Genomic DNA, 20,564 nt, shown 5'->3' on the forward strand with positions numbered 1-20,564 from the left:
CGGATCCCCTTGATTCTCAGATGGGCGGAATCTGGGGACGACGTCAGGCCACGACGGCGTCGCGCAGCCGCGCGAAAGTGACGCCCCCGTCGAGGAGCCGGGGCAGCGCCTCGGCCACTCCCGCGGCCGTGCCGGACCCGGGCCGGTTGAAGTGGCCGATGCTGATGGATCCCGGGCGGACGGCGGCCAGGGCGGAAGCCACCTGGGCGGGGTTGAAGGTGGCGCCGCCGTCGGCGTTGACGTCGAAGTTCACCACCCGCTGCCCCAGGTCGGTGACGAGGCGGACGGCGACGTCGTCGACGTGCGCCGTACCTGACCGGAACCACAGCGGGGCCGATCCTGTCAGCTCGACGATCCGGGCGTGTCCGCCCATCACCTCGTCGTACGCCTCGCCCACCGACGTCGTCCCCGTGATGCCGTAGGCCTCGGCGCCGGTGACCGACAGCGGCCGGTGCGCGGTGCCGTGGTTGGCGATCTCGAACAGGGGGTCCGCGGCGAGTTCACGGGCGACGGCGGGGTTGGCGTCGATCCAGCGCAGGTTGAGAAACAGCGTCGCGGGAACCTGGAGCCGGCGGAGCGCCTCGATGAGGTCCGAGTCGTAGCCGGAGCCCTTCTTCCCGCCGCACGCGTCGAAGGTGAGGACGACCCTGTCGTCCTGGGACCTCAGCACCACCCCGTCGATCTCGAGCCCCCAGGCCGTGGGGGCGATGCCGTCGTAGCGGGCGATCAGCTCGTCCCGGCCGGGCACCGGCAGCGTGGACGGAGACGGCGAGGGCACGCTCGACGGCTGGGGGCGCGGCGTCGGCGCACTCGACGAAGCGCCGGCTGTCGGCACCACGGACGACGACGGCACCGCGGACGACGATCCGGAAGCCGACGGCGACGGCGACGGCGCGCACCCGACCAGGCCCGCCATTCCCAGCCCGAGCACCGTCCGTCGTCCGATCCGCATGCCGGATTCTCCCACGGAACCGCCCCACCGTCCGGGCCACCCGCGGGCACCCTGGGCTGCAAGGGCCCGCAAAATCCTGCAAGAACTCCCGGGATCCCCGCCCCGAGGGACACCCTGTCTCACCGCCGGGCGGCCTGAACACCCGCTCACATCCCGCGAATCCACCGGCGCGCGACGCATTGCAACAAGGCTGTATGGCACTTGCAAAGTCGGTCAACTACTCTGGTTCGCATGTCTGATACCGCGCAGCCGAACCGGCCCGCAGCGCCAACCGCCGAGACGAGCACCGTCAACGGCAGGCGACTGGGCCCCGCATCGACCGCCACCCACCCGCTGGCCACCGCCCCCGTGGGCTCGCCCTCACACAATGTCGACGGCTTCGTCCGTGAGTTCCTGCACGAGCTCAACACGAACCAGGGCGTGACCCTCTCAGCGTCCAGCCTCAACGACCAGTACCTGGCGCTGGCGTCGACCGTCAAGAACTACCTGATGGCCCGCTGGCTCGAGACGGGCCTCAAGACGCGTGCGGCCAAGGTCAAGACGGTGGGCTACCTGTCGGCTGAGTACCTCCTGGGTCGTCAGCTCGACAACGCGCTGCTGGCGAGCGATCTCGCCGACATCGCCGAGAAGGGCCTGGAGCTCTGCGGCATCGACCTGGCGGATCTGCGGGTGCAGGAGGTCGAGCCCGGCCTCGGCAACGGCGGCCTCGGTCGCCTCGCGGCCTGCTTCATCGACTCGCTGGCCACGATGGACGTGCCGAGCATCGGCTATGGCATCCGCTACGAGTACGGCATCTTCCGGCAGACGTTCGTCGACGGCCGTCAGGTCGAGCAGCCCGATACGTGGCTGGCTCTCGGCGCCCCCTGGGAGTTCCCGCACCCCGAGTCGGCAGTCCAGGTCCACTTCGGCGGCCACACCGAGCGCTACGCGGATGACGGCGGACAGGAGCGGACCCGCTGGGTGCCGTCCTGGAACGTGCTGGCCGTCCCGTACAACTACATGGTCCCCGGCTACCTGAACGGGCGCGTCAACACGCTGCGTCTGTGGTCGGCGCAGGCCACGAAGGCCTTCGACCTGCAGATCTTCAACTCCGGAGACTACGCGCAGGCCGTCCGCGCCCAGACCTTCGCCGAGAACATCTCGAAGGTGCTCTACCCCGAGGATTCGACGCCGCAGGGCAAGGAACTGCGCCTGCAGCAGCAGTACTTCTTCGTCGCCGCCTCGCTGCGCGACTTCATTGACCACGAGCTCGAGCCCGGCTTCGACCTTCATCGCCTGCCCGAGCGGATCACGTTCCAGCTCAACGACACACACCCCGTCATCGCGGTGCCCGAGCTGATGCGCATCCTCATCGACGAGCACGGCTTCGACTGGGACGAGGCGTGGGAGGTCACGCGCCAATGCTTCGACTACACCTGTCACACCCTGCTGCCCGAGGCCCTCGAGGTGTGGCCCACTGAGCTGCTCGGCCGGCTGCTGCCCCGACACCTTGAGATCATCTTCCAGATCAACGACCAGTTCCTGTCGCTGGTCCGGCAGACCTACCCGGGTGACGAGATGCTGGCCCGCCGCATGTCGATGATCTCGGAGCACCCCGAGCGCGGCGTCCGGATGGCGTTCCTCGCCACCGTCGCGGCGAGCCGGGTCAACGGCGTCGCCGAGCTGCACTCGCAGCTCCTGCGCGACAAGGTCCTGCCCGATTTCTCGAGCCTGTGGCCCGAGAAGTTCACCAATGTCACCAACGGCGTCACGCCCCGCCGCTTCGTGCGGCTGTCGAACCCCCTCCTCAGCGAGCTGATCACCGACACCATCGGCGCCGGCTGGCTCACCGACCTCGAGCGCCTGAAGGAGCTGGAGCCGTACGCTGACGATCCACAGTTCAGGGAGCGCTTCGCGGCGGTCAAGGCCGCCAACAAGCACCGCCTGACAGACCTCCTGCGCGCCCGCGACGGCATCGACCTGCCCGACGGCCACCTGCTCGACGTCATGGTCAAGCGCCTCCACGAGTACAAGCGGCAGTCGCTGAAGCTCCTGCACATCGTGTCGCTGTACGAGCAGGTCATCTCCGGAAAGATCTCGGCCGCCGACCTGACGCCGCGCACCGTCGTGTTCGGCGCCAAGGCCGCCCCCGGGTACCGGATGGCCAAGGACACGATCCACCTGATCAACAAGGTGGCCGCCAAGGTCAACGCCGCACCGGAGCTCGAGGAGCGCCTGAAGATCGCCTTCCCGGCGAACTACAACGTGACGCTCGCCGAGACCCTCATCCCCGCCGCCGACCTGTCCGAGCAGATCTCGCTCGCGGGCATGGAGGCGTCGGGCACCGGCAACATGAAGTTCGCCCTCAACGGCGCGCTAACGATCGGCACGGATGACGGCGCGAACGTGGAGATCCGTCGTCTGGTCGGCGACAAGCACTTCTTCCTGTTCGGCATGGACGAGCCCGCCGTCTCCGCGCTGGGGGCGAAGGGCTACAACCCGGGCTCCTGCTACGAGGCGAACCCGCAGCTGAAGGCCACGCTCGACCTCATCCTGTCGGGTCACTTCTCCGACGGCGACCGCCACCTGTTCGACTCGGTCGTCTACAACCTGCTCAACCAGGACCGGTTCATGGCCCTGGCCGACTTCCAGGCCTACGTCGACACGCAGGCGAAGGTCGAGGAGCGCTACGCCGACCAGGAGGCGTGGACCCGCTCCACGATCCTCAACGTCGCGCGTACCGGCTACTTCAGCTCGGACCGCTCGATGCGCGACTACCTGCAGCGCATCTGGCACACGTCGCCGATGCTCTGATGCCGTCCGCAACGGGGCCGACCTCCTCCGGGAGGGCGGCCCCGTTGTCGTTCCTCAGAGAGTGTGGAGCACGGTGCGGGAGACGCTGATGACGACCCGCTGCCCCCAGCTGAGAGTCAGATGATCATCCTCGATCCCATCGCCGAAGACCACGAGGGTGTCCGACTCCACGACCAGCGCGAGCTCGTCGTCAGCCCCCAGCCTGCCGCTCGTCAGCTGCACCCCGGTGGACGGTGACGGCCAGGCCTCCCGCACGAACCAGGCGAGCGCCGGATCCGTCGGCGTCGGCAGCGGCACCTCCGGATCAACCGTCCGCTGCAGCGACGCGCACCAGCCGGTCGCCCCGGTGCCGGTACCGACGATGAGGCCCGACGAAGCCTGCCGCTCGGTCCGCCCCGCCACCTCGATGCGGTACCGGCTCGACTGGTGGGTCGGTTGGCCGACGTAGATCTCGTTCAGCGCGGTGAGCTCCTGGCCGTCGTCGGTGCGGATCGCCACCATGGTGCGCCGCAGGGGTCGGGCCTTCGAAGGGTCGGCAAGCAGGCGGGCGCAGTCGGCTGGGCGGTGTGGCACGAGCACGCCGGCATGTCCGCCGGGATTGATCCCGATGACCGGCTGGCCGTCGAGGTACTTCGCCACGTTGGCCACCAGGCCGTCCTGCCCGACGACGACCACGACGTCCTCGGGGCCGAACACGAACCGGGAGACGTCGCCGCGCTCCACCTCGGCTCGCCTCCATTCGGAGGGGATGGCGGCGGACACGATCGTCCGCGCCTGCTCCTGCTCCTCACGTCGCGTCTCGAGGTCGTCCAGGGTCCGGCCCCGGCTCCGCAGGACGAAGGCGGCCTGGCCGAGCGTGCCATGTCTGGCGATCAGGACCTCATGTTCGGTCGCGCGATGGATGACCACGGCCCTCGGCGTCGCCATCGCTCAGACCCGCTCGCCGCTGGTCAGCCGCCCGAGCAACCCCGTCAGGAGGTCGGGGGTGAGCACCAACTGCTCCACCTTGGGCAGGTTGGCTGCCAATTCACGCAGCGCGAGGCTGAGCATCAGGTCGCGGCCGGCATCGCGGTAGGCATCCAGCCTCGCGGCTTCCGCGTCAGCCTCCGCCTCACCCAAGGCCCGTGCCGCCTCCGCCTTGGCCTGCGCCAGGGCCGTCCCGCGGCTGGCCTCTGCCCTGACACGCACCGCGTCGGCGGCGGCGTCGTCCTCCGCCTCCCGGCGGGCATTGGCGCCGTTCTGCGCGATCAGCTGCTCGCGTCGCTTCGCCAGTTCGATCTGGTTGGCCAGCTCGTTCTCGCCGATGGCCGCCTCCTTCTCCACAGCCAGTGCACGGCGCTCGAACGTGGCACGGTCGGCCTCCTGCTGCACCTGCTCGCGGGCGGGCAACTGCAGAGCCCGCTCGACCTCGGGCTCGGGCCGCAGCAGCGCGAACCGCACACCGATCACCTCGATGCCGATCGCCATCAGCCGTGCGTCGGCTTGCAGCCGGACGACGGTGGCGTCCGCGACGTCACCGAGGTCGAGCGATAGCACCTCACGCAGCGGCCGCCCGTTCAATCCCCCGGCGACTGCGGCGGCCGTGGCGCCGTGGATCATGCCCCCGACAGTCTCCAGGGGGTTCTCCACCCAGCGGCCTGTCCTCGGGTCGATGGAGAAGTCGACACGGCCTGCGGCCTGCGCCGGCTCGGCGAAGCGGTAGGTGACGGTGGCCGGCGCCGTGACCTCCTGCAGATCGGAGGTCCGGATCCTGACCAGGGCCTCCTGCTCCCGATCATCGACCGGCACCTCGCTGATCGCCGCTGTTAGGGGGCGGAACCAGAATCCGGCCCCGACTCCAGCGTGCGTGCGTCGTCCTCGGGTCAGGCACTCGCTGTAGGTCGTCGCATTGCCGCGCAGGTGGCGGACGAAGGGGAACTGCGTGATCTTGGCCATCGCTGGCCTCCTTCCGGGATCTTCTCGTGATATTGACGATAAGCAACCTGGCAAGCGATGTCAAACTGACGATAAGGGGGTAGACTCAGGGCATGCGGGAGTTCTTCGTCACGGTCGATCTGGTCGTTCTCACGATCCGCGAGTCACGCCTCCACGTACTCCTGGTGGAGCGGCGCTATCCCCCGTTCGAGGGCGAGTGGGCGCTGCCCGGTGGGTACGTGCTGCCAGAGGAGGACCTGACGACGGCCGCCTACCGCGAGCTCGTCGAGGAGACGGCGATCGGGACGGGCGTCCATCTCGAGCAGCTGGCCACCTACGGCGCTCCGGAGCGGGACCCCCGCGGCCGCACCGTCACCGTCGCCTTCCTGGCGCTGGTGCCGCAGGTGGGCGCACCTGTCGCCGGAACCGATGCCTCAGACGCGGCCTGGGTACCCGTGGCCGACCTGGAGGCGGGCGAGATGCGACTGGCCTTCGACCACGACGACATCCTCGCCGACGGCATCGAGCGCGCCCGCGCCAAACTCGAATACTCGCCGCTGGCGGCCGCGTTCTGTCCACCTGAGTTCACCGTGGCCCAGTTGAGGGGGATCTACGAGGCCGTCTGGGGCCATCCGCTCGATCCGAGGAACTTCCATCGCAAGGTGACCGGGTCGGCGGGTTTTCTGGAGCCCACCGGCCGCACGAGCACCGTCGACGGCGGCCGGCCCGCACAGTTGTACACGCGGGGGGCGCTGGACACTCTGTCGCCGCCGATCACCCGCGCGTCGGGGTGATCAGCGGCGACCAGTGAGGCGGGCGGCGGACGCTACGAACGCCCCTCCTCCCCCTGTCCACCAGACCCTCGGTGAAGTCCTTCACCTTGTCGGCGACGTCCTCGGCCTTGTCCGCTGCCTTCTCTGCGAGATCCTCGGCCCTGTCCGCTGCCTTCTCTGCGAGATCCTCGGCCTTGTCGGCCAGGTCCTCGGCCTTGTCCGCGATGGTCTCAGCGCCGCTGCGTCCCCGGTCTGCCAGATCACGGACGAGGCGTCCGACGTCGCCGACGAACTCGTCGAGCTGCTCGCGCAGCCGGAACATCACCTTGTGGGCCGAGCTGGTCGACTCCTCGTCCGGGTGGGCGGCGACATACGCGCGCTTCTGGTCCTCGTAGTAGTCCTTGACCCGGTCGCTGGCGAGCCCGACCAGCCCCACCGTCGCGTAGGCGGCAGTGCTGGCGGCCTCGAGGAGTGTCTCCCCCAGCTCCTTGGCGTTCTGCTTCGCGGTCGCGAGAGCCTCCTCGGCGGGGATCTCCTTGGCGTCATCGGCATCGACGATGGGCTCGACCACCACTTCCGCATCCACGGGCTCGTCGAATCGGTCGTTGATGTGCTCGGTCATGAGTACTCCTGTCGTGGGGTTACCACTCCAGTGTGCTCGCACGCCCCCACCAACCACAGGGGCGGACCCCTGGCTTCTGCCCTGAGCCGCCCCGGGCCGCGGGGGCACCCCGGTCAGGGCAGGCACATACCCCGACGCAGCGACGAGACCGAACCGAATCCGGCGCGCCGCGCGAGATCGGGCCGGGAGATGCCCGGCGACGTGCTCCATCCGGAGGCTCGGGTTGCCCCCTCCGCGGGCCTGCGCACCCCCGCCTCTGCGGAACGTGTGAGGAACGACCACCGCCCCCGGCCCAAACGTGCACGAATCTCCGCTGAGCGGCCGCTGCGTGCATATCGCCACAACGGCCGCCAGAGCCAGCCGAACGCACGCCAGAACCAGATTCGTGCACGACGACGGACGGCACGGCAGAGGACGCCTGGTCGAACGGGGCATGCGCACTGGAAGTCACAGGGCAGCAGGGCGTCAGGACAGAAGGGACAGACCCAGGGTCAGAAGCCGAGGCTCCCGGCAACTTCGCGGATGTGCTCGGCGCTGGCGCGCAGGCCGGCCAACTCCTCGTCGGCCAGCGGCAGCTCCAGCGCCTTGACGATGCCCCGGCGACCGACGATCTGCGGCACCGACATGCACACGTCCGAAATGCCGTGCCAGTCGTCGAGCAGCGCGCTGACAGGCAGGACGGCGTTCTCGTCGCGCAGGATCGTCTGGATGATGCGGGCCCCGGCGACACCGATCGCGTAGTTCGTGGCCCCCTTGCCCTCGATCACCTCGTAGGCGGCGTGGACGACGTCGTGGGCGATCTCGTCGCGCCGCAGCGGCGTCAGCTGGCCGGTCTGGTGCTCCCATTCGCTGAGCGGCACCCCGCCGATGCTCGCCGAACTCCACAGCGGAATCTCGGAGTCGCCGTGTTCCCCGCACATGTAGGCGTGGACGTTGGCGGCGGCCACGTGACATTCGGTCGCGATCTGCCACCGCAGGCGGCTGGAGTCGAGGACGGTGCCCGACCCGAAGACCCGGTGCGCGGGAGGCCGGAGATCCGCAGCACGGCCTGCGTGACGACGTCGACAGGGTTGGTCACCAGCAGAAAGATCGCCTGCGGCGACCGCTCTACCAGCGGCGGGACGATCTTCTTCATCAGCGAGACCGTCTTGCCGGCCAGGTCCATACGCGTCTCACCCGGCTGCTGCTTGGCACCCGCGGCGATGACGACGACGTCGGAGCCGGTGGTGATCTGGACGTCGTCCGAGCCGTGGATGCGGGCCGGGGGCAGGAACTGCGCGCCGTGGGCCAGGTCGAGGGCCTCCGCGTGGACCTTCTTCGCGTTGATGTCGTGGAGCGCCACTTCGGAGGCGACGCCGCGGATCAGGGCCGCATACGCGAGCGAGGTGCCGACCGCTCCGGCGCCGACGACGGACAGCTTGGTACCGCTTCGCATCACCATGACGTCCGCTCCTCGGGTTCGGGTCACACCGATCCTAGCGAAGCGGCAGCGGGCCTCGTGGGTCAGGCCGGACGGTATGGCAGCGCGGGCGGGGTGGTCGGCCGGAACCGGCCCCGGTGCACCGCCCCCGACGACTCGGCGGTGAAGAGCCGGGCGGCCAGCGGGCTCGACTGCACCGCCCGCAGCGCCTCGGTGAGGTGCTCAACCTGGCCGCGGAGACCGTCGACCTCGGCCTCCAGCGCGAGGATGCGCCGGATGCCTTCCAGGTTGATGCCCTCCTCCTGGCTCAGCTGCTGCACGTGCCGGAGCTTCGCGATGTCGCGCAGCGAGTAGCGCCTGCCGCGGCCGCGCGAGCGTACGGGGACGACCAGCCCGAGCCGGTCGTATCCCCGCAGCGTCTGCGCGTGCATGTCCGCCAACGACGCGGCCACCGAGACGGTGAACACCGCGGCATCCGGGTCGAACGGCTGAGGCAGGTAGGCCATGCGTCAGCCCTCGAATAGGGCCGCGCGGGGGTTGGTCTGGTGGGCCTTCTCGGCGTACTCCTTGAGTGCTGCCTTGGCCTCGTCGCTCAGGTCGTCGGGCACTTCGACCTTCACGGTGACGAGCAGGTCGCCCATAGTGCCGTCCTTCTTCCGCGCGCCCTTGCCCCGGACGCGCATCGTGCGCCCGTTCGGCGTGGAGGCCGGGATCCGGAGCTTGACCCGGGGGCCCTGCAGTGTCGGGATCTCGATCTCGGCGCCCAGCGACGCCTCGGTGAACGTGACCGGCACCTCGAGCGTGAGGTTGGCCCCGCTGCGACCGAACAGCTTGTGCGGCTTGACGTGGACGCTGACGTACAGGTCGCCGGCGGCGCCGCCGTTCTCGCCCGGCGCGCCCTTGCCCTTCAGCTTGATCCGCTGCCCGTCCTCGACGCCGGCCGGGATCCGGACCTGCATCGTCGTGGTAGAGCGGCCACGGCCGGAGCCTGCGCAGTCGGGGCACGGGTCGTCGACGATGAGCCCACGGCCGAGGCAATCTACGCACGGTTCACTCATCTGGAATACGCCACCGGCCGCGGAGGCCTTCATACCGGAGCCCTCACACGTCGGGCAGACCCGAGGCAGGGTGCCGGCCTTCGCGCCTGTCCCCCGGCAGGACGAACACGGCTGGTCGGACACGGTCCTCAGCGTGATGGTCGCACCCTCGACGGCCTGCTCGAAGGTGAGGCTCGTCTCACCCTCGATGTCGGCGCCCCGGCGGGGGCCACGCTGCGTCGCGCGCCGCGTGGCCCCGCTGGAGCCGTTGAACAGCCCGCCGAAGAGATCGCCCAACCCGCCCGCGCCGCCGTTGGTGGCGTTGCGGAACAGGTCGTCGAAGCCGGCGCCGGAGCCGCCGGGCTGACCCGGGCGGTTGAACTTGAAACCGCCGCCGAACAGACTGCGGGCCTCGTCGTACTCCTTGCGCTTGTCAGCATCCGACAGCACGGTGTTGGCTTCGGAGGCCTCCTTGAAGCGGGCCTCCGCGGACTTGTCACCGGGGTTCTGATCCGGGTGGTTCTCGCGGGCGATCTTGCGGAACGCCTTCTTGATCTCGTCGGCGCTCGCGCTCTTGGAGACACCGAGGACCTTGTAGTAGTCCTTTTCGAGCCAGTCCTTCGTACTCATTCCTCGCTCATCTCCTCTCCGGGGTCGTCGTGATCAGGGATTGGCAACGCCGACGCGGGCGGGGCGGATGACCCTGCCGTTGAGGGAGTAGCCCTGCTGCATCACCTGGGACACGGTGACGACGGCGACCGGCTCCTCCATGGGAACCGTCATCAGCGCATCGTGCCTTGTCGGGTCGAACTCCTCGCCGACCTCGCCGAACGAGACGAGACCGTGCTTGGAGGTGACCTTTTCGAGTTCGTCGACCACCATCTTGAAGCCGCCGGCGATGTCGTCGTGCTGCTTCGCGAGGGTGATGGCGTCGAGCACCGGCATGAAGTCGGTGAGGACGGCCTCAATCCCGTGCTGTCGCGACAGGTCACGGTCACGGTCGACACGCTTCTTGTAGTTGACGTACTCGGCCTGGAGCCGCTGCAGGTCGGCCGTGCGCTCGGCGATCAACGCCTCCAGCTCGGCCGCGCCGACGTCGGTCGCCTCCTCCTCGACGGGAGTCGCCTCGGGTGAGGGCGTCGACTCGACGCCCTCACCCGCGGCCTCGCCGCTGAACTCGTTCTGCGGATCGGTCACTTGTCGCCCTCTTCGTCGACGATCTCGGCATCAACGACATCGTCCTCACCCGCGGGCTGCTCCTCGGCACCCTCTGCCGGGGCCGACTCCTGCGCCTTGGCCTGCGCCGCGGCGTAGATGGCCTGGCCCATGGAGGCGGCCTTGGTGTTGAGGTCGTCGATCGCGGCCTTGACGGCGTCGTCGTCCTCGCCCTTCAGGGCCTCCTTGAGCGCGTCGGTCGCCTCGACGACGGGCGCCTTGACGTCCTCGCCGATAGTGTCGGCGTGCTCGCTGAGCAGCTTCTCCGTGCGGAACACCAGGGCGTCGCCCTCGTTGCGCATGTCGACGGCCTCGCGGCGCTTGCGGTCCTCCTCGGCGTGGGCCTCGGCGTCCTTGACCATGCGCTCGATGTCGTCCTTGCCGAGGGCCGAGCCACCGGTCACCGTCATGGACTGCTCCTTGCCGGTGGCCATGTCCTTGGCGGAGACGTGCACGATGCCGTTGGCGTCGATGTCGAAGGTGACCTCGACCTGCGGGACTGAGCGGGGCGCCGGCAGGATGCCGGTGAGCTCGAAGTTGCCGAGCGACTTGTTGTCGCGGGCGAAGTCACGCTCGCCCTGGTAGATCTGGATCATCACGGAGGGCTGGTTGTCCTCGGCGGTGGTGAAGATCTCGGAACGCTTGGTCGGGATCGTGGTGTTGCGCTCGATGATCTTGGTCATCACGCCACCCTTGGTCTCGATGCCGAGGCTCAGCGGGGTGACGTCGAGGAGCAGAACGTCCTTGACCTCGCCCTTGAGCACGCCGGCCTGCAGCGAGGCGCCCAGCGCGACGACCTCATCCGGGTTGACGCCCTTGTTGGGCTCCTTGCCGCCGGTGAGTTCCTTGACCAGCTCGGCCACGGCCGGCATACGGGTCGAGCCGCCGACGAGCAGGACGGTGTCGATCTTGTCGACGGAGGTCTTTGCGTCGGAGATGACAGCGTTGAACGGCGCGCGGCAGCGGTCGAGCAGCGGCTGGGTCATGCGCTGGAACTCGGCGCGGGTCAGCTTCTCGTCGAGGTGCAGCGGGCCGGCGGCCGAGGCGGTGATGTAGGGCAGGTTGATCGTCGACTCCGAGGCGGAGCTCAGCTCGATCTTGGCGCGCTCGGCGGCCTCCTGGAGGCGCTGGCGGGCCATCTTGTCCTGCGACAGGTCGACGCCGTTCTTGTTCTTGAACTGCTGCACCAGCCAGTCGACGACGATCTGGTCCCAGTCGTCGCCGCCGAGGCGGTTGTCGCCCTTGGTCGCCTTGACCTCGAAGACACCGTCAGCGATCTCGAGGAGGGACACGTCGAACGTGCCGCCACCGAGGTCGAAGACGAGGACGGTGTGCTCGATGTCGCCCTTGTCGAGGCCGTAGGCCAGCGCGGCGGCGGTGGGCTCGTTGATGATGCGGTCGACGGTCAGGCCCGCGATCTCGCCGGCCTCCTTCGTCGCCTGACGCTCGGCGTCGCTGAAGTACGCGGGGACGGTGATGACCGCGTTGGTGACGGACTCACCGAGGTAGGCCTCGGCGTCGCGCTTCAGCTTCTGCAGCACGAACGCGGAGATCTGCTGCGGACGGTAGTCCTTGCCGTCGATGTCCACCTTCCAGTCGGTGCCCATGTGGCGCTTGACTGAACGGACGGTGCGGTCGATGTTGGTGACAGCCTGACGCTTGGCGACCTCGCCGACGAGCACCTCGCCGGACGGGGAGAAGGCGACGACGGAAGGCGTCGTGCGGGCCCCCTCAGCGTTGGGGATGACAGTGGGTTCGCCGCCCTCGAGAACTGCGACGACAGAGTTGGTGGTGCCGAGGTCGATGCCTACTGCACGAGCCATGTGATTCCTCCTGGAGTCAATGTCGGGATGGATTCCGATGCCCTTGAGCGGGGTTGACTCAAGTTAAGCACATGAGCGAACCAGGCTCAAGCTGAAGTTGAGCCACCCTGACTCAACCCTGAGGAAGCGGCTCAGGGCTGGCGATCGCGACGCTGGCCGCTCCGGGTCAGTAATCCAGTAGGAGCGGGAGTTGCATCCCCTCGGCCTGCGCGCACAGTTCCGCGAACACGGCGAGCCCGAAGATCCCCCAACGATGCCTGTACTCGGCCGCAGTCTCGACCTCCTCGCGGTCGGGGCCGCCGGACAGCAGCGCCGTCGCGAGGTCGACATGGGTGGCGCCGACGGCGTCACGGAGAACGTCGAGTTCCGCGCGCAGCTGGGCGAGGGTCGCCATCGCCATCATGTGCCCGTGCGGCGCCTCGGCAGTGAAGGTGGCGCGCACGCCGTCGAACGGGAGCCACCACTCCGCCCCGCCCAGGAGGCTGGGGAAGCGACCCGGGTCGTGCTGCATCGCCTGGAACGCGGGCGCGACGGCGTACTCCTCGGGGGTGTCCTCCGGGGAGACGAGGTCGGGGCGCTCGGCGTACGCGGCGAGCAGCGCGAGGCCGCCGTAGCCGAGCCAGTGGGGCTGGTCGGTGGCGTAGGGAGCGTCGGGGTTGTCGTCCCACGGTTCAACGCCGCCGAGGGCCGCGGCGATCGCGGCCTGCCACTCGGCGACGACCGCCACGAGTTCGGCGGCGTCAAGGCTCTCGCGATCGGGGCCGACCGTGACGAAGGCGATGCCTTCGGCCTCGGCCGCCTGCGCGGCCACCGTCTTCCAGTCGCCGGAGAGATACCTGCTGAGTGATCCCACATAGATGTCGAGGCCCATGCCCTGATCTTTGCACCTGGCCCTGTCGGGCGCGTTCTTCGGGCCGCGCACCGGGCTGGGATCGGGCTTCACCCGACGGCCTCGCCCCGGTGCAAAACTGGGCAACGGCCTCATACCCAATGAAGGAGGAGCCATGCCCGCGTTCCGCACGATCGTCGTCACCGTCGACGATCTGGACGCCGCCAAGCGTGTCTACAGCGTCGCGCTGGGGGTCGAACCCCACACCGACACCCCTTACTACGTCGGCTACAACGTCGACGACTGCGAGTTCGGCCTGTCCCCCAAACCGGGCGACGGCCGCGACGGCTCGGTCCCCTACGTCGACCACGCCGACATCGACAAGGCCGTCGCCGACCTCGTCGCGGCCGGCGCGAGCGTCGTCATGTCGCCGACAGATGTCGGCGCGGGTACGAAGATCGCCGTCCTCGCCGACGCCGACGGCAACCGGTTCGGTGTCCGCTCCTGGACGGCCCCCTGACGACGGGCGCCCCTCGGCCGGGCCAGATTTGTGCTTGGCGAGCCAGGTGAATGCACGCGAACCAGAAAGGCCTGCCCAGCGCCGACGGTGCCGCCGTCCCGTGGGCTGACTGTGCACGAATCTCCGCTGGGCCGCGGCTGTGTGCATATCGCCACAGCGGCGGCTTGAGCCAGCCGAATGCACGCTGGAGCCAGATTTGTGCACGGCAGGCCACACGGGCGCCGCACAGCCAGATTCGTGCCCGGCAACCCAGGCGAATGCACGCGAACCAGAAAGGCCTGCCCAGCGCCGACGGTGCCGCCGTCCCGTGGGCTGACTGTGCACGAATCTCCGCTGGGCGGCCGCTGTGTGCATATCGCCACAGCGGCGGCTTGAGCCATCCGAATGCACGCCGGACCTAGATTTGTGCGCGCCTAGCCAGATTTGTGCTCGGCGGGCCAAGCAGCTGCCCGGTGCCGCCGTCCCGCGGGCTGACTGTGCACGAATCTCCGCTGGGCGGCCGCTGTGTGCATATCGCCACAGCGGCGGCTTGAGCCAGCAGAATGCACGCTGCAGCCAGATTTGTGTGTGCCCAGCCAGATTCGTGCTCGACAACCCAGGAAGTTGCGCAAGCGACCCCAGATGGGCCTGCGCCCCAGCGACGACCGCGCTGCGGCCATACTCCGGTCGACGATCGACGGCGACGCGGTAGCGTTGCCCCATGTCCGATCCGCACCTGCCCGAACGCCGCTTCCGCGCCGGCGATCCAGAACGCGACCGGGCGCTCACCGTGATCCAGCAGGCCTACGAAGCCGGACGGCTCGACCTCGACGAGCTCCGCGACCGTCAGGAGCAGGTGTTGCAGGTGAGGTTCACCGACGAGATCGCGCCGCTCCTGGCCGACCTGCCGGAGGCGCACGGGCTGGAGGTGTCGCCCGGTTCTCCCGTCGTCCCGCAGCCGGCCTACGCCCCGCTGCCCGCCGTCGCCGAGCCCGATGCGGGATGGTCGGTCTCGATCATGTCCGGCCGGGATGAGCTGGTGCACTCCGGGATCACCCGGCTGACCAACTTCGCATGGTGGGGCGGCAACAACTACGACCTGACGGAGGCGATGGGCCCCGGCCGTGTCGTCACGCTCGAACTGCACGCCGTCATGGGCGGCAACGAGATCTACGTCCCCGACGGCGTGCGGGTGATCGACAGGGCCGTCGCGATCATGGCGGGCAACGACATCAAGCCCGACGCGCAGGGCGACGGCTCCAACGGCACGCTGGTGCTGACCGGCTTCCTCTTCTGGGGCGGGAACACCGTCCGGCCCGCATCGTCGCGTCGGCACAAGCGCTGACGGCGCCGCCGTCGTCACGACGCTGCGACGACCACTCCCAGCACAGATGTCATCGTCGCGGCCCCGCAAGCGCTGACGCCCGGCACACACAAATCTGGCTGGGCGTGTACAAATCTGGCTCCCGCGAACATTCCGCTGGCTCAAGCCGCCGCTGTGGCGATATGCACACAGCGGCCGCCCAGCGGAGATTCGTGCACAGTCAGCCCTCGGGACGGCGGCACCGGGCGTTCCACAGTTGGCCCACGGGACGGCCCCGGGCGCTCCAGAATCAGCCCTCGATCAGGCCCCGCAGGGCGGCCGCGTCGGCGTCGATCTCGACGACGTGGCGGGGAAGGTCCTCGATGCCGTCGTAGCGGGCGGGCCGTGGCGGGACCACACCGATCGCCTCGACGATGGTCTCGGCGAACTTCACCGGCAGCGCCGTCTCGAGGACGGCGACCGTCCCGTCGACGCCCAGCGTGCGGGCAACGTGCACGCCGTCGGCCGTGTGCGGGTCGACGACGACGCCGTCGGTCTCCTGGACGCGGCGGATCTCCGCGAGCCGGTCCGCGTGGGTCGACGAGCCGGCGACGAACCCGAACCGCTCGGCGCAGCCGGCGAACGCGGGGTCGTCGGCGAGGCTGAACCCGCCGGCGGGAACCTGGACGGCGAACAGGTCGCGCACCCGATCCGCGTCGCGGCCCAGCAGGTCGAACACGAACCGCTCGAAGTTCGACGCCTTCGAGATGTCCATCGACGGCGAACTGGTGGCCAGCGTCTCCGGCCCGGAGCGCACGCGGTAGTCGCCGGTGCGGAAGAACTCCTCCAGCACGTTGTTCTCGTTGGTCGCGAGGATCAGGCGGTCGATCGGCAGGCCCATCTCGCGGGCCACGTGTCCGGCTGCGATGTTGCCGAAGTTGCCGGACGGGACGGCGAAGCTGACCAGCTCGCCGTCGGAGATCCGCAGCCAGGCTGCGAAGTAGTAGACGACCTGCGCCATGAGGCGGGCCCAGTTGATCGAGTTGACGGCGCCGAGGCGGTGCCGGGCCTTGAAGTCGGCGTCCGCGTTGAGTTCCTTGACGAGGTCCTGGCAGTCGTCGAACACGCCGCGGACGGCGATGTTGACGATGCCCGGATCGTCGATGGAGAACATCTGGGCCTGCTGGAACGGCGTCATGCGGTCGGCGGGCGACAGCATGAACACCCGGACCCCGGGCTTACCGAGCAGTGCGAGTTCGGCCGACGAGCCGGTGTCGCCGCTTGTCGCGCCGACAATGGTGATCGTCTCGCCGCGGCGGCCGAGCTCGTAGGCGAACAGCTCGCCCAGCAACTGCATGGCCATGTCCTTGAACGCGAGCGAGGGCCCATTGCTGAGGTGGACGAGCCACAGCCCGTCGCTCAGCCGGGAGACCGGCACGATCGACGGCTCGAGGAACTTCGCCGGGGCGTAGGCCCGCTCGACGATGCCACGCAGGTCGGCTGCGGGGATGTCGTCGATGAAGAGGCTGACGACCTCGAACGCAAGCGCCGCGTAGCCGTCGTCGGAGAGGATGCGACGCCAGCGCTCCAGCGTCGCGGCATCGACGCGCGGGTACGCCTCGGGCAGGTACAGGCCGCCGTCGGGCGCGAGGCCCTCCAGCAGGATGTCGCTGAAGGCGCGCGGCTGGCCGCCGCCACGGGTCGAGACGTAACGCATGGCAGGAGTCTAGCGACGCGCCCCGGAGCCACCGTCGGGTTGCCTGGCCGCGGACTGCACCCCGACCCGCGCCTCACCGACCAGGGCCTGGATGTGCACGAATCTCCACCAAGCCGCCGCTACGCGCATATCGCCACAACGGCCGCCTGAGCCAGCCGAATGCACGCTGCAGCCAGATTTGTGCACGACAGGCAACTCGGGTGCCGCACCGCCAGATTTGTGCACGACAGGCCCCTCGGGTGCCGCACAGCCAGTTCGCGCAACGCAACCCACACCCCAGCCAGACCTCAGGCCCGGATATCCCGCCGATCAAACACCGGCACCGTCACCACGGCCAGCAGCATGATCACCAGCAGGTGGTACACCACCGCCTCCAGCCGCCCCGTCCCGAGCGCCTCGTACGAGTACTCCAGCGCCTCGCCCGTCAGCAGCACACTCCCCTGATAGACGGGCATGAGGGAGCGCAGCACCACAGCCTTCGACAGGGAGACCTCCGAGGAGACGGTCAGGTTGACGGCGAGCACCCCGCCCGCGAGCAGCGCCGCCCACACCGGCCCGTTGGTCAGAAACACCAGCAGTGCCCCGATGATTCCGATGAATGCGCCGTAGAGCACGGCCGCGCAGATGAACGCCGCAGCGCCGGGGGCCACGCCGATCGAGCCGACGCCGTGCATCGCCATGTACCAGACCACACTCACCCCCAACGAGGTGACGGTGCCCAGCCCCATCAGTGTGGCCCCCAGCAGGCCGGCACCGATGCAGCGCGCCGCCAGCACGGAGCGTCGGGCGGGGGTGAAGGTCAGCTGGGTGGACAACGCCCCCGACGAGAAGTCCGCCGCGACGTAGACGACGACCACCATGAATACGATCAACGCCGTGAGCAGGCTCGCGGGCCCGAGGTCGTCGGAGATCAGGGCGCCGAAGGACCGGTAGCCGTACAGGAAGTCGGTGGGACTACACGTGTCACAGGTGCCGTCCCGCAGCGAATCCACGTAGCTCGCCTGCGCGGAGACCATCGTGTCCCCCGTCATGGGCGGCATGTCTCCCAGCAGCCAGACCGGAAGGGCGATCCCCAGCAGGACCACGCCGACGAGACTGGCGCTCACCCGCCGTCGGAACAGCAGCTGCAGGAACTCCGCCCTCAGCAACGAGCCCACCATCAGCGCCACCCCTCAGGGTCGGGCTTCCAGTCCGCGGCACCCGACGTGAGCTCGAGGAACACCTGCTCAAGGCTCTGCCGCTGCGCCACCAGTTCGGAGGGCCACAGGCCCTCCTCGCCGAGAGTCCGCGCGATACCGGCAGGGTCGAGCTCTCCCCCGGCCCTGGGCAGGACCCGCAGCTCGCCGTCACCAGACTCCACCCGCCAGCCGGCGCGGCGCAGCACGTCCATGGCCTCGACGCGGTCGCCGATGCCGATGCGCACATGCGGTTCGCCGCCCGAGAGGAACGACTCGATATCCGACTCGGCGACGACGCGCCCGTCGACGATGACCGACAGCGAGTCGGCGATCTGTTCGATCTCGGAGAGGATGTGCGACGACACCAGGACGGTGCGGCCCGAGTCGGCCAGGCTGCGCATGGTGGCGCGGATGTCGTGGATGCCGACGGGGTCCAGCCCGTTGGTCGGTTCGTCGAAGATCAGCACCTCGGGGCGCTTCAGCAGCGTCGCGGCGATGGCGAGGCGCTGCCGCTGCCCGAGCGAGTAGGCCCGGTACGGGATCTCGGCATGGTCGTCGAGGCTGACCTCCAGCAGCACCTCGGTGATCCGACGGCGATCGACACCGATCGCGGCGCCGAGCACCAGCAGGTTCTGCCTTCCGGTCATCCTGGGCGCGAACTTGGGAGACTCGACGATGGCCCCCACCTGGGAGATCACCCGCGGCAACGCCTCGGGCACCCGCTGGCCGAGGATCTCGGCATGGCCAGCGTTCGCCCTTGTCAGGCCCAGGATCACGCGGATGGAGGTGGTCTTTCCCGAGCCGTTGGGCCCGAGCAGTCCGTGCACACCGCCGCGCGGCACGTTGAGGTTGAGGCCGCGGAGCACCTCGCGGCCCCCGTAGCGTTTGACCAGGTCGGTGCAGCGGATCGCCCAGTCGTCGGCGCGGGCGGCCCACCGGACGTCTGTCATGGGACGAGCCTATGCACGCCGCGGGGCAGGCGCATCACACCAGGGTGCCCCTGGGGAGGCGGTCGCCGTCGGACTCCGGTAGCGGGCTGTAGCCGGACACCGTCATCGCCCGCCACAGCACGACGGCGGGGACGGCGACCACGAACATCGCCCAGTACGGCGCGATCTTGTCCTGCAGCGCCGGCAGCAGCGAGAAGGCGAGCACGCACACCAGCCACACCCGGTGCCAGCGGGCGGGCAGGCCAGCGAATGCGTACAGCGGCAGTAGCCAGGTCAGGTACCAGGGCTGCAGGGCGGGCGCCAGCACGCAGGCAGCGGTGAGCACCGCCAGCGTGAACCGCCAGGGTGCCCCGACCGAGTCGCCGCGGGGCCCGAACCGCACCCACAGCAGCACGACGGCGAGGGCGATGCACACCGTCGACACGGCGCCCACCAGGGCGTTGGCGACGGGGAATGAGAAGACCTCGTTGTAGCGCAGGAACGACGCGACCCAGGAGAACGGGGCGTTGCTGGTGGCCTCGATGGGGTTGCCCGCCGTCGGGTTCCGCCAGCCGAGGCCGCGGGACGCGGACGTGAGCAGGAACGTGGCGACGGTGACGGCGCCGGGAAGCACCGCGGTGACGGCGAGTCGCCCCCAGCCCTTCCAGGCCGGGTGCCGGGCCGCCCAGCCGAGGGCGACGACTCCCAGGCCGAACAGCGCGGCCGACTGCTTCAGGCCCATGGCGAGCCCGAGCAGCACGCCCGAGGTGACGAGCCCCCGCCAACCCGACCAGCCGAGGTCGAGCACCGCGAGCATCGCCGCCGCCCCGAGCGCCACCATCAGCGCGTCGTTGTGCACCCCGCCGATGAGCTGGATGAGCATGATGGGGTTCAGCACCCCCGCCCAGAGGGCGACGGCGGGGTCGACGCCGAAGTGGCGGGCCAGCCGGGGCAGCACGAACGCCAGAATGACGAGCGCGAGGACGCTGGGCAGCCGCAGCGCGACCAGCGTCCAGTACAGGTCGCCGCCGGTCAGCCGGGAGATGAGCCCGAACAGCTCCAGCGACAGCGCGGGATACACCGACGTCGTGTCGTACCAGTGGAGGCCGACGAGCAGCCCCGCCTGCCCGGCGGCGCCGAGCGCCGTCACGTAGGGGTCCAGCCCGTGGGCGACCTGCCAGCCGGTCGCCGCGTAGGCGTACGCGTCGCGGGAATGGAGCGGCAGGGTGAACAGCAGCGGCAGGCTCCACAGGGCCGCCGTCGTGAGGGGACGGCGCCAGCCCGGCCCGAGCTGCCACCACGCCAGCAGCAGCACCGCGTGACCGGGCAGAGTCACGAACGGCCGCCACCAGCTGGCGTGCCGTTCGAGCAGGCCGTGGGTGTCGGCGAGCTGGCCCGCGAGGATCAGCCCGACGGCGGCCAACCCCACCAGGACCCACCACCATCCGCGCGCCGATGTCGCGCCCTGCACACGCAGCCAGGACGACGGACGTGGCACGGGGTTCTCCGTTCGGGAGGGGGCAGGCGACGCATCAGCCTACCTTCCCGCCCTGAGCGAAA

Annotated in this window: 17 protein-coding genes and 1 pseudogene; 4 read left to right on the forward strand and 14 right to left on the reverse strand. The window is 69.5% G+C overall.

What is annotated here, in order from left to right; all coding sequences use genetic code 11:
• Positions 1 to 43: 43 nt before the first annotated feature.
• On the reverse strand, positions 44 to 952 hold the full coding sequence (locus tag H9L22_RS12070; RefSeq protein WP_187720143.1) for a polysaccharide deacetylase family protein: 909 nt from the start codon (positions 950 to 952) through the stop codon (positions 44 to 46).
• A 231-nt stretch (positions 953 to 1,183) separates the two neighbouring features.
• Between H9L22_RS12070 and H9L22_RS12075 the strand changes: the two genes are divergently transcribed.
• Positions 1,184 to 3,745 (forward strand): glycogen/starch/alpha-glucan phosphorylase, encoded by a 2,562-nt coding sequence (locus tag H9L22_RS12075; RefSeq protein ID WP_187720144.1) that lies wholly within the window; start codon positions 1,184 to 1,186, stop codon positions 3,743 to 3,745.
• 54 nt (positions 3,746 to 3,799) lie between these two features.
• On the opposite strand, the gene H9L22_RS12080 is transcribed toward H9L22_RS12075, so the two are convergent.
• Together H9L22_RS12080 and H9L22_RS12085 are read right to left on the reverse strand one after the other, a co-directional pair.
• The gene (locus tag H9L22_RS12080) at positions 3,800 to 4,654 is read right to left on the reverse strand and encodes an NAD(+)/NADH kinase (RefSeq protein WP_226965827.1); all 855 of its coding nucleotides are present in this window, start codon (positions 4,652 to 4,654) and stop codon (positions 3,800 to 3,802) included.
• A gap of 21 nt (positions 4,655 to 4,675) precedes the next feature.
• Positions 4,676 to 5,680: an SPFH domain-containing protein gene (locus tag H9L22_RS12085; RefSeq protein ID WP_187720146.1), complete on the reverse strand. Its 1,005-nt coding sequence runs from the start codon at positions 5,678 to 5,680 to the stop codon at positions 4,676 to 4,678.
• A 92-nt stretch (positions 5,681 to 5,772) separates the two neighbouring features.
• Here H9L22_RS12085 and H9L22_RS12090 point away from each other — a divergent pair, with 92 nt between their 5' ends.
• Entirely contained in the window at positions 5,773 to 6,453 is a 681-nt protein-coding gene (locus H9L22_RS12090; RefSeq protein WP_187720147.1) for an NUDIX hydrolase, read from the forward strand.
• Here the strand turns inward: H9L22_RS12090 and H9L22_RS12095 are convergent.
• The 7 genes and pseudogenes from H9L22_RS12095 to H9L22_RS12125 form a co-directional block, all read right to left on the reverse strand.
• The gene (locus H9L22_RS12095) at positions 6,434 to 7,054 is read right to left on the reverse strand and encodes a YtxH domain-containing protein (RefSeq protein WP_187720148.1); all 621 of its coding nucleotides are present in this window, start codon (positions 7,052 to 7,054) and stop codon (positions 6,434 to 6,436) included. The genes H9L22_RS12090 and H9L22_RS12095 overlap by 20 nt on opposite strands.
• A gap of 491 nt (positions 7,055 to 7,545) precedes the next feature.
• Positions 7,546 to 8,495 (reverse strand): annotated as a pseudogene (locus tag H9L22_RS12100) (L-lactate dehydrogenase).
• 62 nt (positions 8,496 to 8,557) lie between these two features.
• Entirely contained in the window at positions 8,558 to 8,980 is a 423-nt protein-coding gene (locus tag H9L22_RS12105) for a heat shock protein transcriptional repressor HspR (RefSeq protein ID WP_187720149.1), read from the reverse strand.
• Positions 8,981 to 8,983: 3 nt separating this feature from the next.
• Entirely contained in the window at positions 8,984 to 10,141 is a 1,158-nt protein-coding gene (dnaJ, locus tag H9L22_RS12110; protein WP_187720150.1) for a molecular chaperone DnaJ, read from the reverse strand.
• A gap of 33 nt (positions 10,142 to 10,174) precedes the next feature.
• Positions 10,175 to 10,708 (reverse strand): nucleotide exchange factor GrpE, encoded by a 534-nt coding sequence (locus tag H9L22_RS12115; RefSeq protein WP_187720151.1) that lies wholly within the window; start codon positions 10,706 to 10,708, stop codon positions 10,175 to 10,177.
• Entirely contained in the window at positions 10,705 to 12,549 is a 1,845-nt protein-coding gene (dnaK, locus tag H9L22_RS12120; protein ID WP_187720152.1) for a molecular chaperone DnaK, read from the reverse strand. Before dnaK ends, H9L22_RS12115 begins: the two co-directional genes overlap by 4 nt.
• 166 nt (positions 12,550 to 12,715) lie before the next feature.
• Positions 12,716 to 13,420: a hypothetical protein gene (locus H9L22_RS12125; protein WP_187720153.1), complete on the reverse strand. Its 705-nt coding sequence runs from the start codon at positions 13,418 to 13,420 to the stop codon at positions 12,716 to 12,718.
• Positions 13,421 to 13,553: 133 nt separating this feature from the next.
• On the opposite strand from H9L22_RS12125, the gene H9L22_RS12130 reads away from it, so the two are divergent.
• Entirely contained in the window at positions 13,554 to 13,898 is a 345-nt protein-coding gene (locus H9L22_RS12130; protein WP_187720154.1) for a VOC family protein, read from the forward strand.
• 700 nt (positions 13,899 to 14,598) lie between these two features.
• Entirely contained in the window at positions 14,599 to 15,222 is a 624-nt protein-coding gene (locus tag H9L22_RS12135; protein WP_187720155.1) for a DUF1707 SHOCT-like domain-containing protein, read from the forward strand.
• 268 nt (positions 15,223 to 15,490) lie between these two features.
• Here H9L22_RS12135 and thrC read toward each other — a convergent pair whose 3' ends face one another.
• The 4 genes from thrC to mptB form a co-directional block, all read right to left on the reverse strand.
• Positions 15,491 to 16,897, reverse strand: a complete 1,407-nt coding sequence (gene thrC, locus H9L22_RS12140) for a threonine synthase (protein WP_187720156.1) — start codon at positions 16,895 to 16,897, stop codon at positions 15,491 to 15,493.
• A gap of 287 nt (positions 16,898 to 17,184) precedes the next feature.
• A complete protein-coding gene (locus H9L22_RS12145) occupies positions 17,185 to 18,057 on the reverse strand; it encodes a hypothetical protein (protein WP_187720157.1) in 873 nt (290 codons plus the stop codon).
• Complete coding sequence (locus tag H9L22_RS12150) at positions 18,057 to 19,025, reverse strand: ABC transporter ATP-binding protein (RefSeq protein ID WP_226965828.1); 969 nt, start codon at positions 19,023 to 19,025, stop codon at positions 18,057 to 18,059. Before H9L22_RS12150 ends, H9L22_RS12145 begins: the two co-directional genes overlap by 1 nt.
• A 34-nt stretch (positions 19,026 to 19,059) precedes the next feature.
• The gene (gene mptB / locus H9L22_RS12155) at positions 19,060 to 20,502 is read right to left on the reverse strand and encodes a polyprenol phosphomannose-dependent alpha 1,6 mannosyltransferase MptB (RefSeq protein WP_187720158.1); all 1,443 of its coding nucleotides are present in this window, start codon (positions 20,500 to 20,502) and stop codon (positions 19,060 to 19,062) included.
• Positions 20,503 to 20,564 lie beyond the last annotated feature (62 nt).

Source organism: Tessaracoccus defluvii (assembly GCF_014489575.1).
Taxonomy (GTDB): Bacteria; Actinomycetota; Actinomycetes; order Propionibacteriales; family Propionibacteriaceae; genus Arachnia; species Arachnia defluvii.

Excerpts from the sequence above, each read along its gene's own strand:
- dnaJ (WP_187720150.1), bottom strand. The coding sequence starts at position 10,141 with ATGAGTACGAAGGACTGGCTCGAAAAGGACTACTACAAGGTCCTCGGT.
- H9L22_RS12130 (WP_187720154.1), top strand. The coding sequence starts at position 13,554 with ATGCCCGCGTTCCGCACGATCGTCGTCACCGTCGACGATCTGGACGCC.
- H9L22_RS12135 (WP_187720155.1), top strand. The coding sequence starts at position 14,599 with ATGTCCGATCCGCACCTGCCCGAACGCCGCTTCCGCGCCGGCGATCCA.
- H9L22_RS12125 (WP_187720153.1), bottom strand. The coding sequence starts at position 13,420 with ATGGGCCTCGACATCTATGTGGGATCACTCAGCAGGTATCTCTCCGGC.
- H9L22_RS12090 (WP_187720147.1), top strand. The coding sequence starts at position 5,773 with ATGCGGGAGTTCTTCGTCACGGTCGATCTGGTCGTTCTCACGATCCGC.
- dnaK (WP_187720152.1), bottom strand. The coding sequence starts at position 12,549 with ATGGCTCGTGCAGTAGGCATCGACCTCGGCACCACCAACTCTGTCGTC.
- H9L22_RS12085 (WP_187720146.1), bottom strand. The coding sequence starts at position 5,680 with ATGGCCAAGATCACGCAGTTCCCCTTCGTCCGCCACCTGCGCGGCAAT.
- H9L22_RS12105 (WP_187720149.1), bottom strand. The coding sequence starts at position 8,980 with ATGGCCTACCTGCCTCAGCCGTTCGACCCGGATGCCGCGGTGTTCACC.
- H9L22_RS12075 (WP_187720144.1), top strand. The coding sequence starts at position 1,184 with ATGTCTGATACCGCGCAGCCGAACCGGCCCGCAGCGCCAACCGCCGAG.
- H9L22_RS12145 (WP_187720157.1), bottom strand. The coding sequence starts at position 18,057 with ATGGTGGGCTCGTTGCTGAGGGCGGAGTTCCTGCAGCTGCTGTTCCGA.
- H9L22_RS12150 (WP_226965828.1), bottom strand. The coding sequence starts at position 19,025 with ATGACAGACGTCCGGTGGGCCGCCCGCGCCGACGACTGGGCGATCCGC.
- thrC (WP_187720156.1), bottom strand. The coding sequence starts at position 16,897 with ATGCGTTACGTCTCGACCCGTGGCGGCGGCCAGCCGCGCGCCTTCAGC.
- H9L22_RS12070 (WP_187720143.1), bottom strand. The coding sequence starts at position 952 with ATGCGGATCGGACGACGGACGGTGCTCGGGCTGGGAATGGCGGGCCTG.
- H9L22_RS12095 (WP_187720148.1), bottom strand. The coding sequence starts at position 7,054 with ATGACCGAGCACATCAACGACCGATTCGACGAGCCCGTGGATGCGGAA.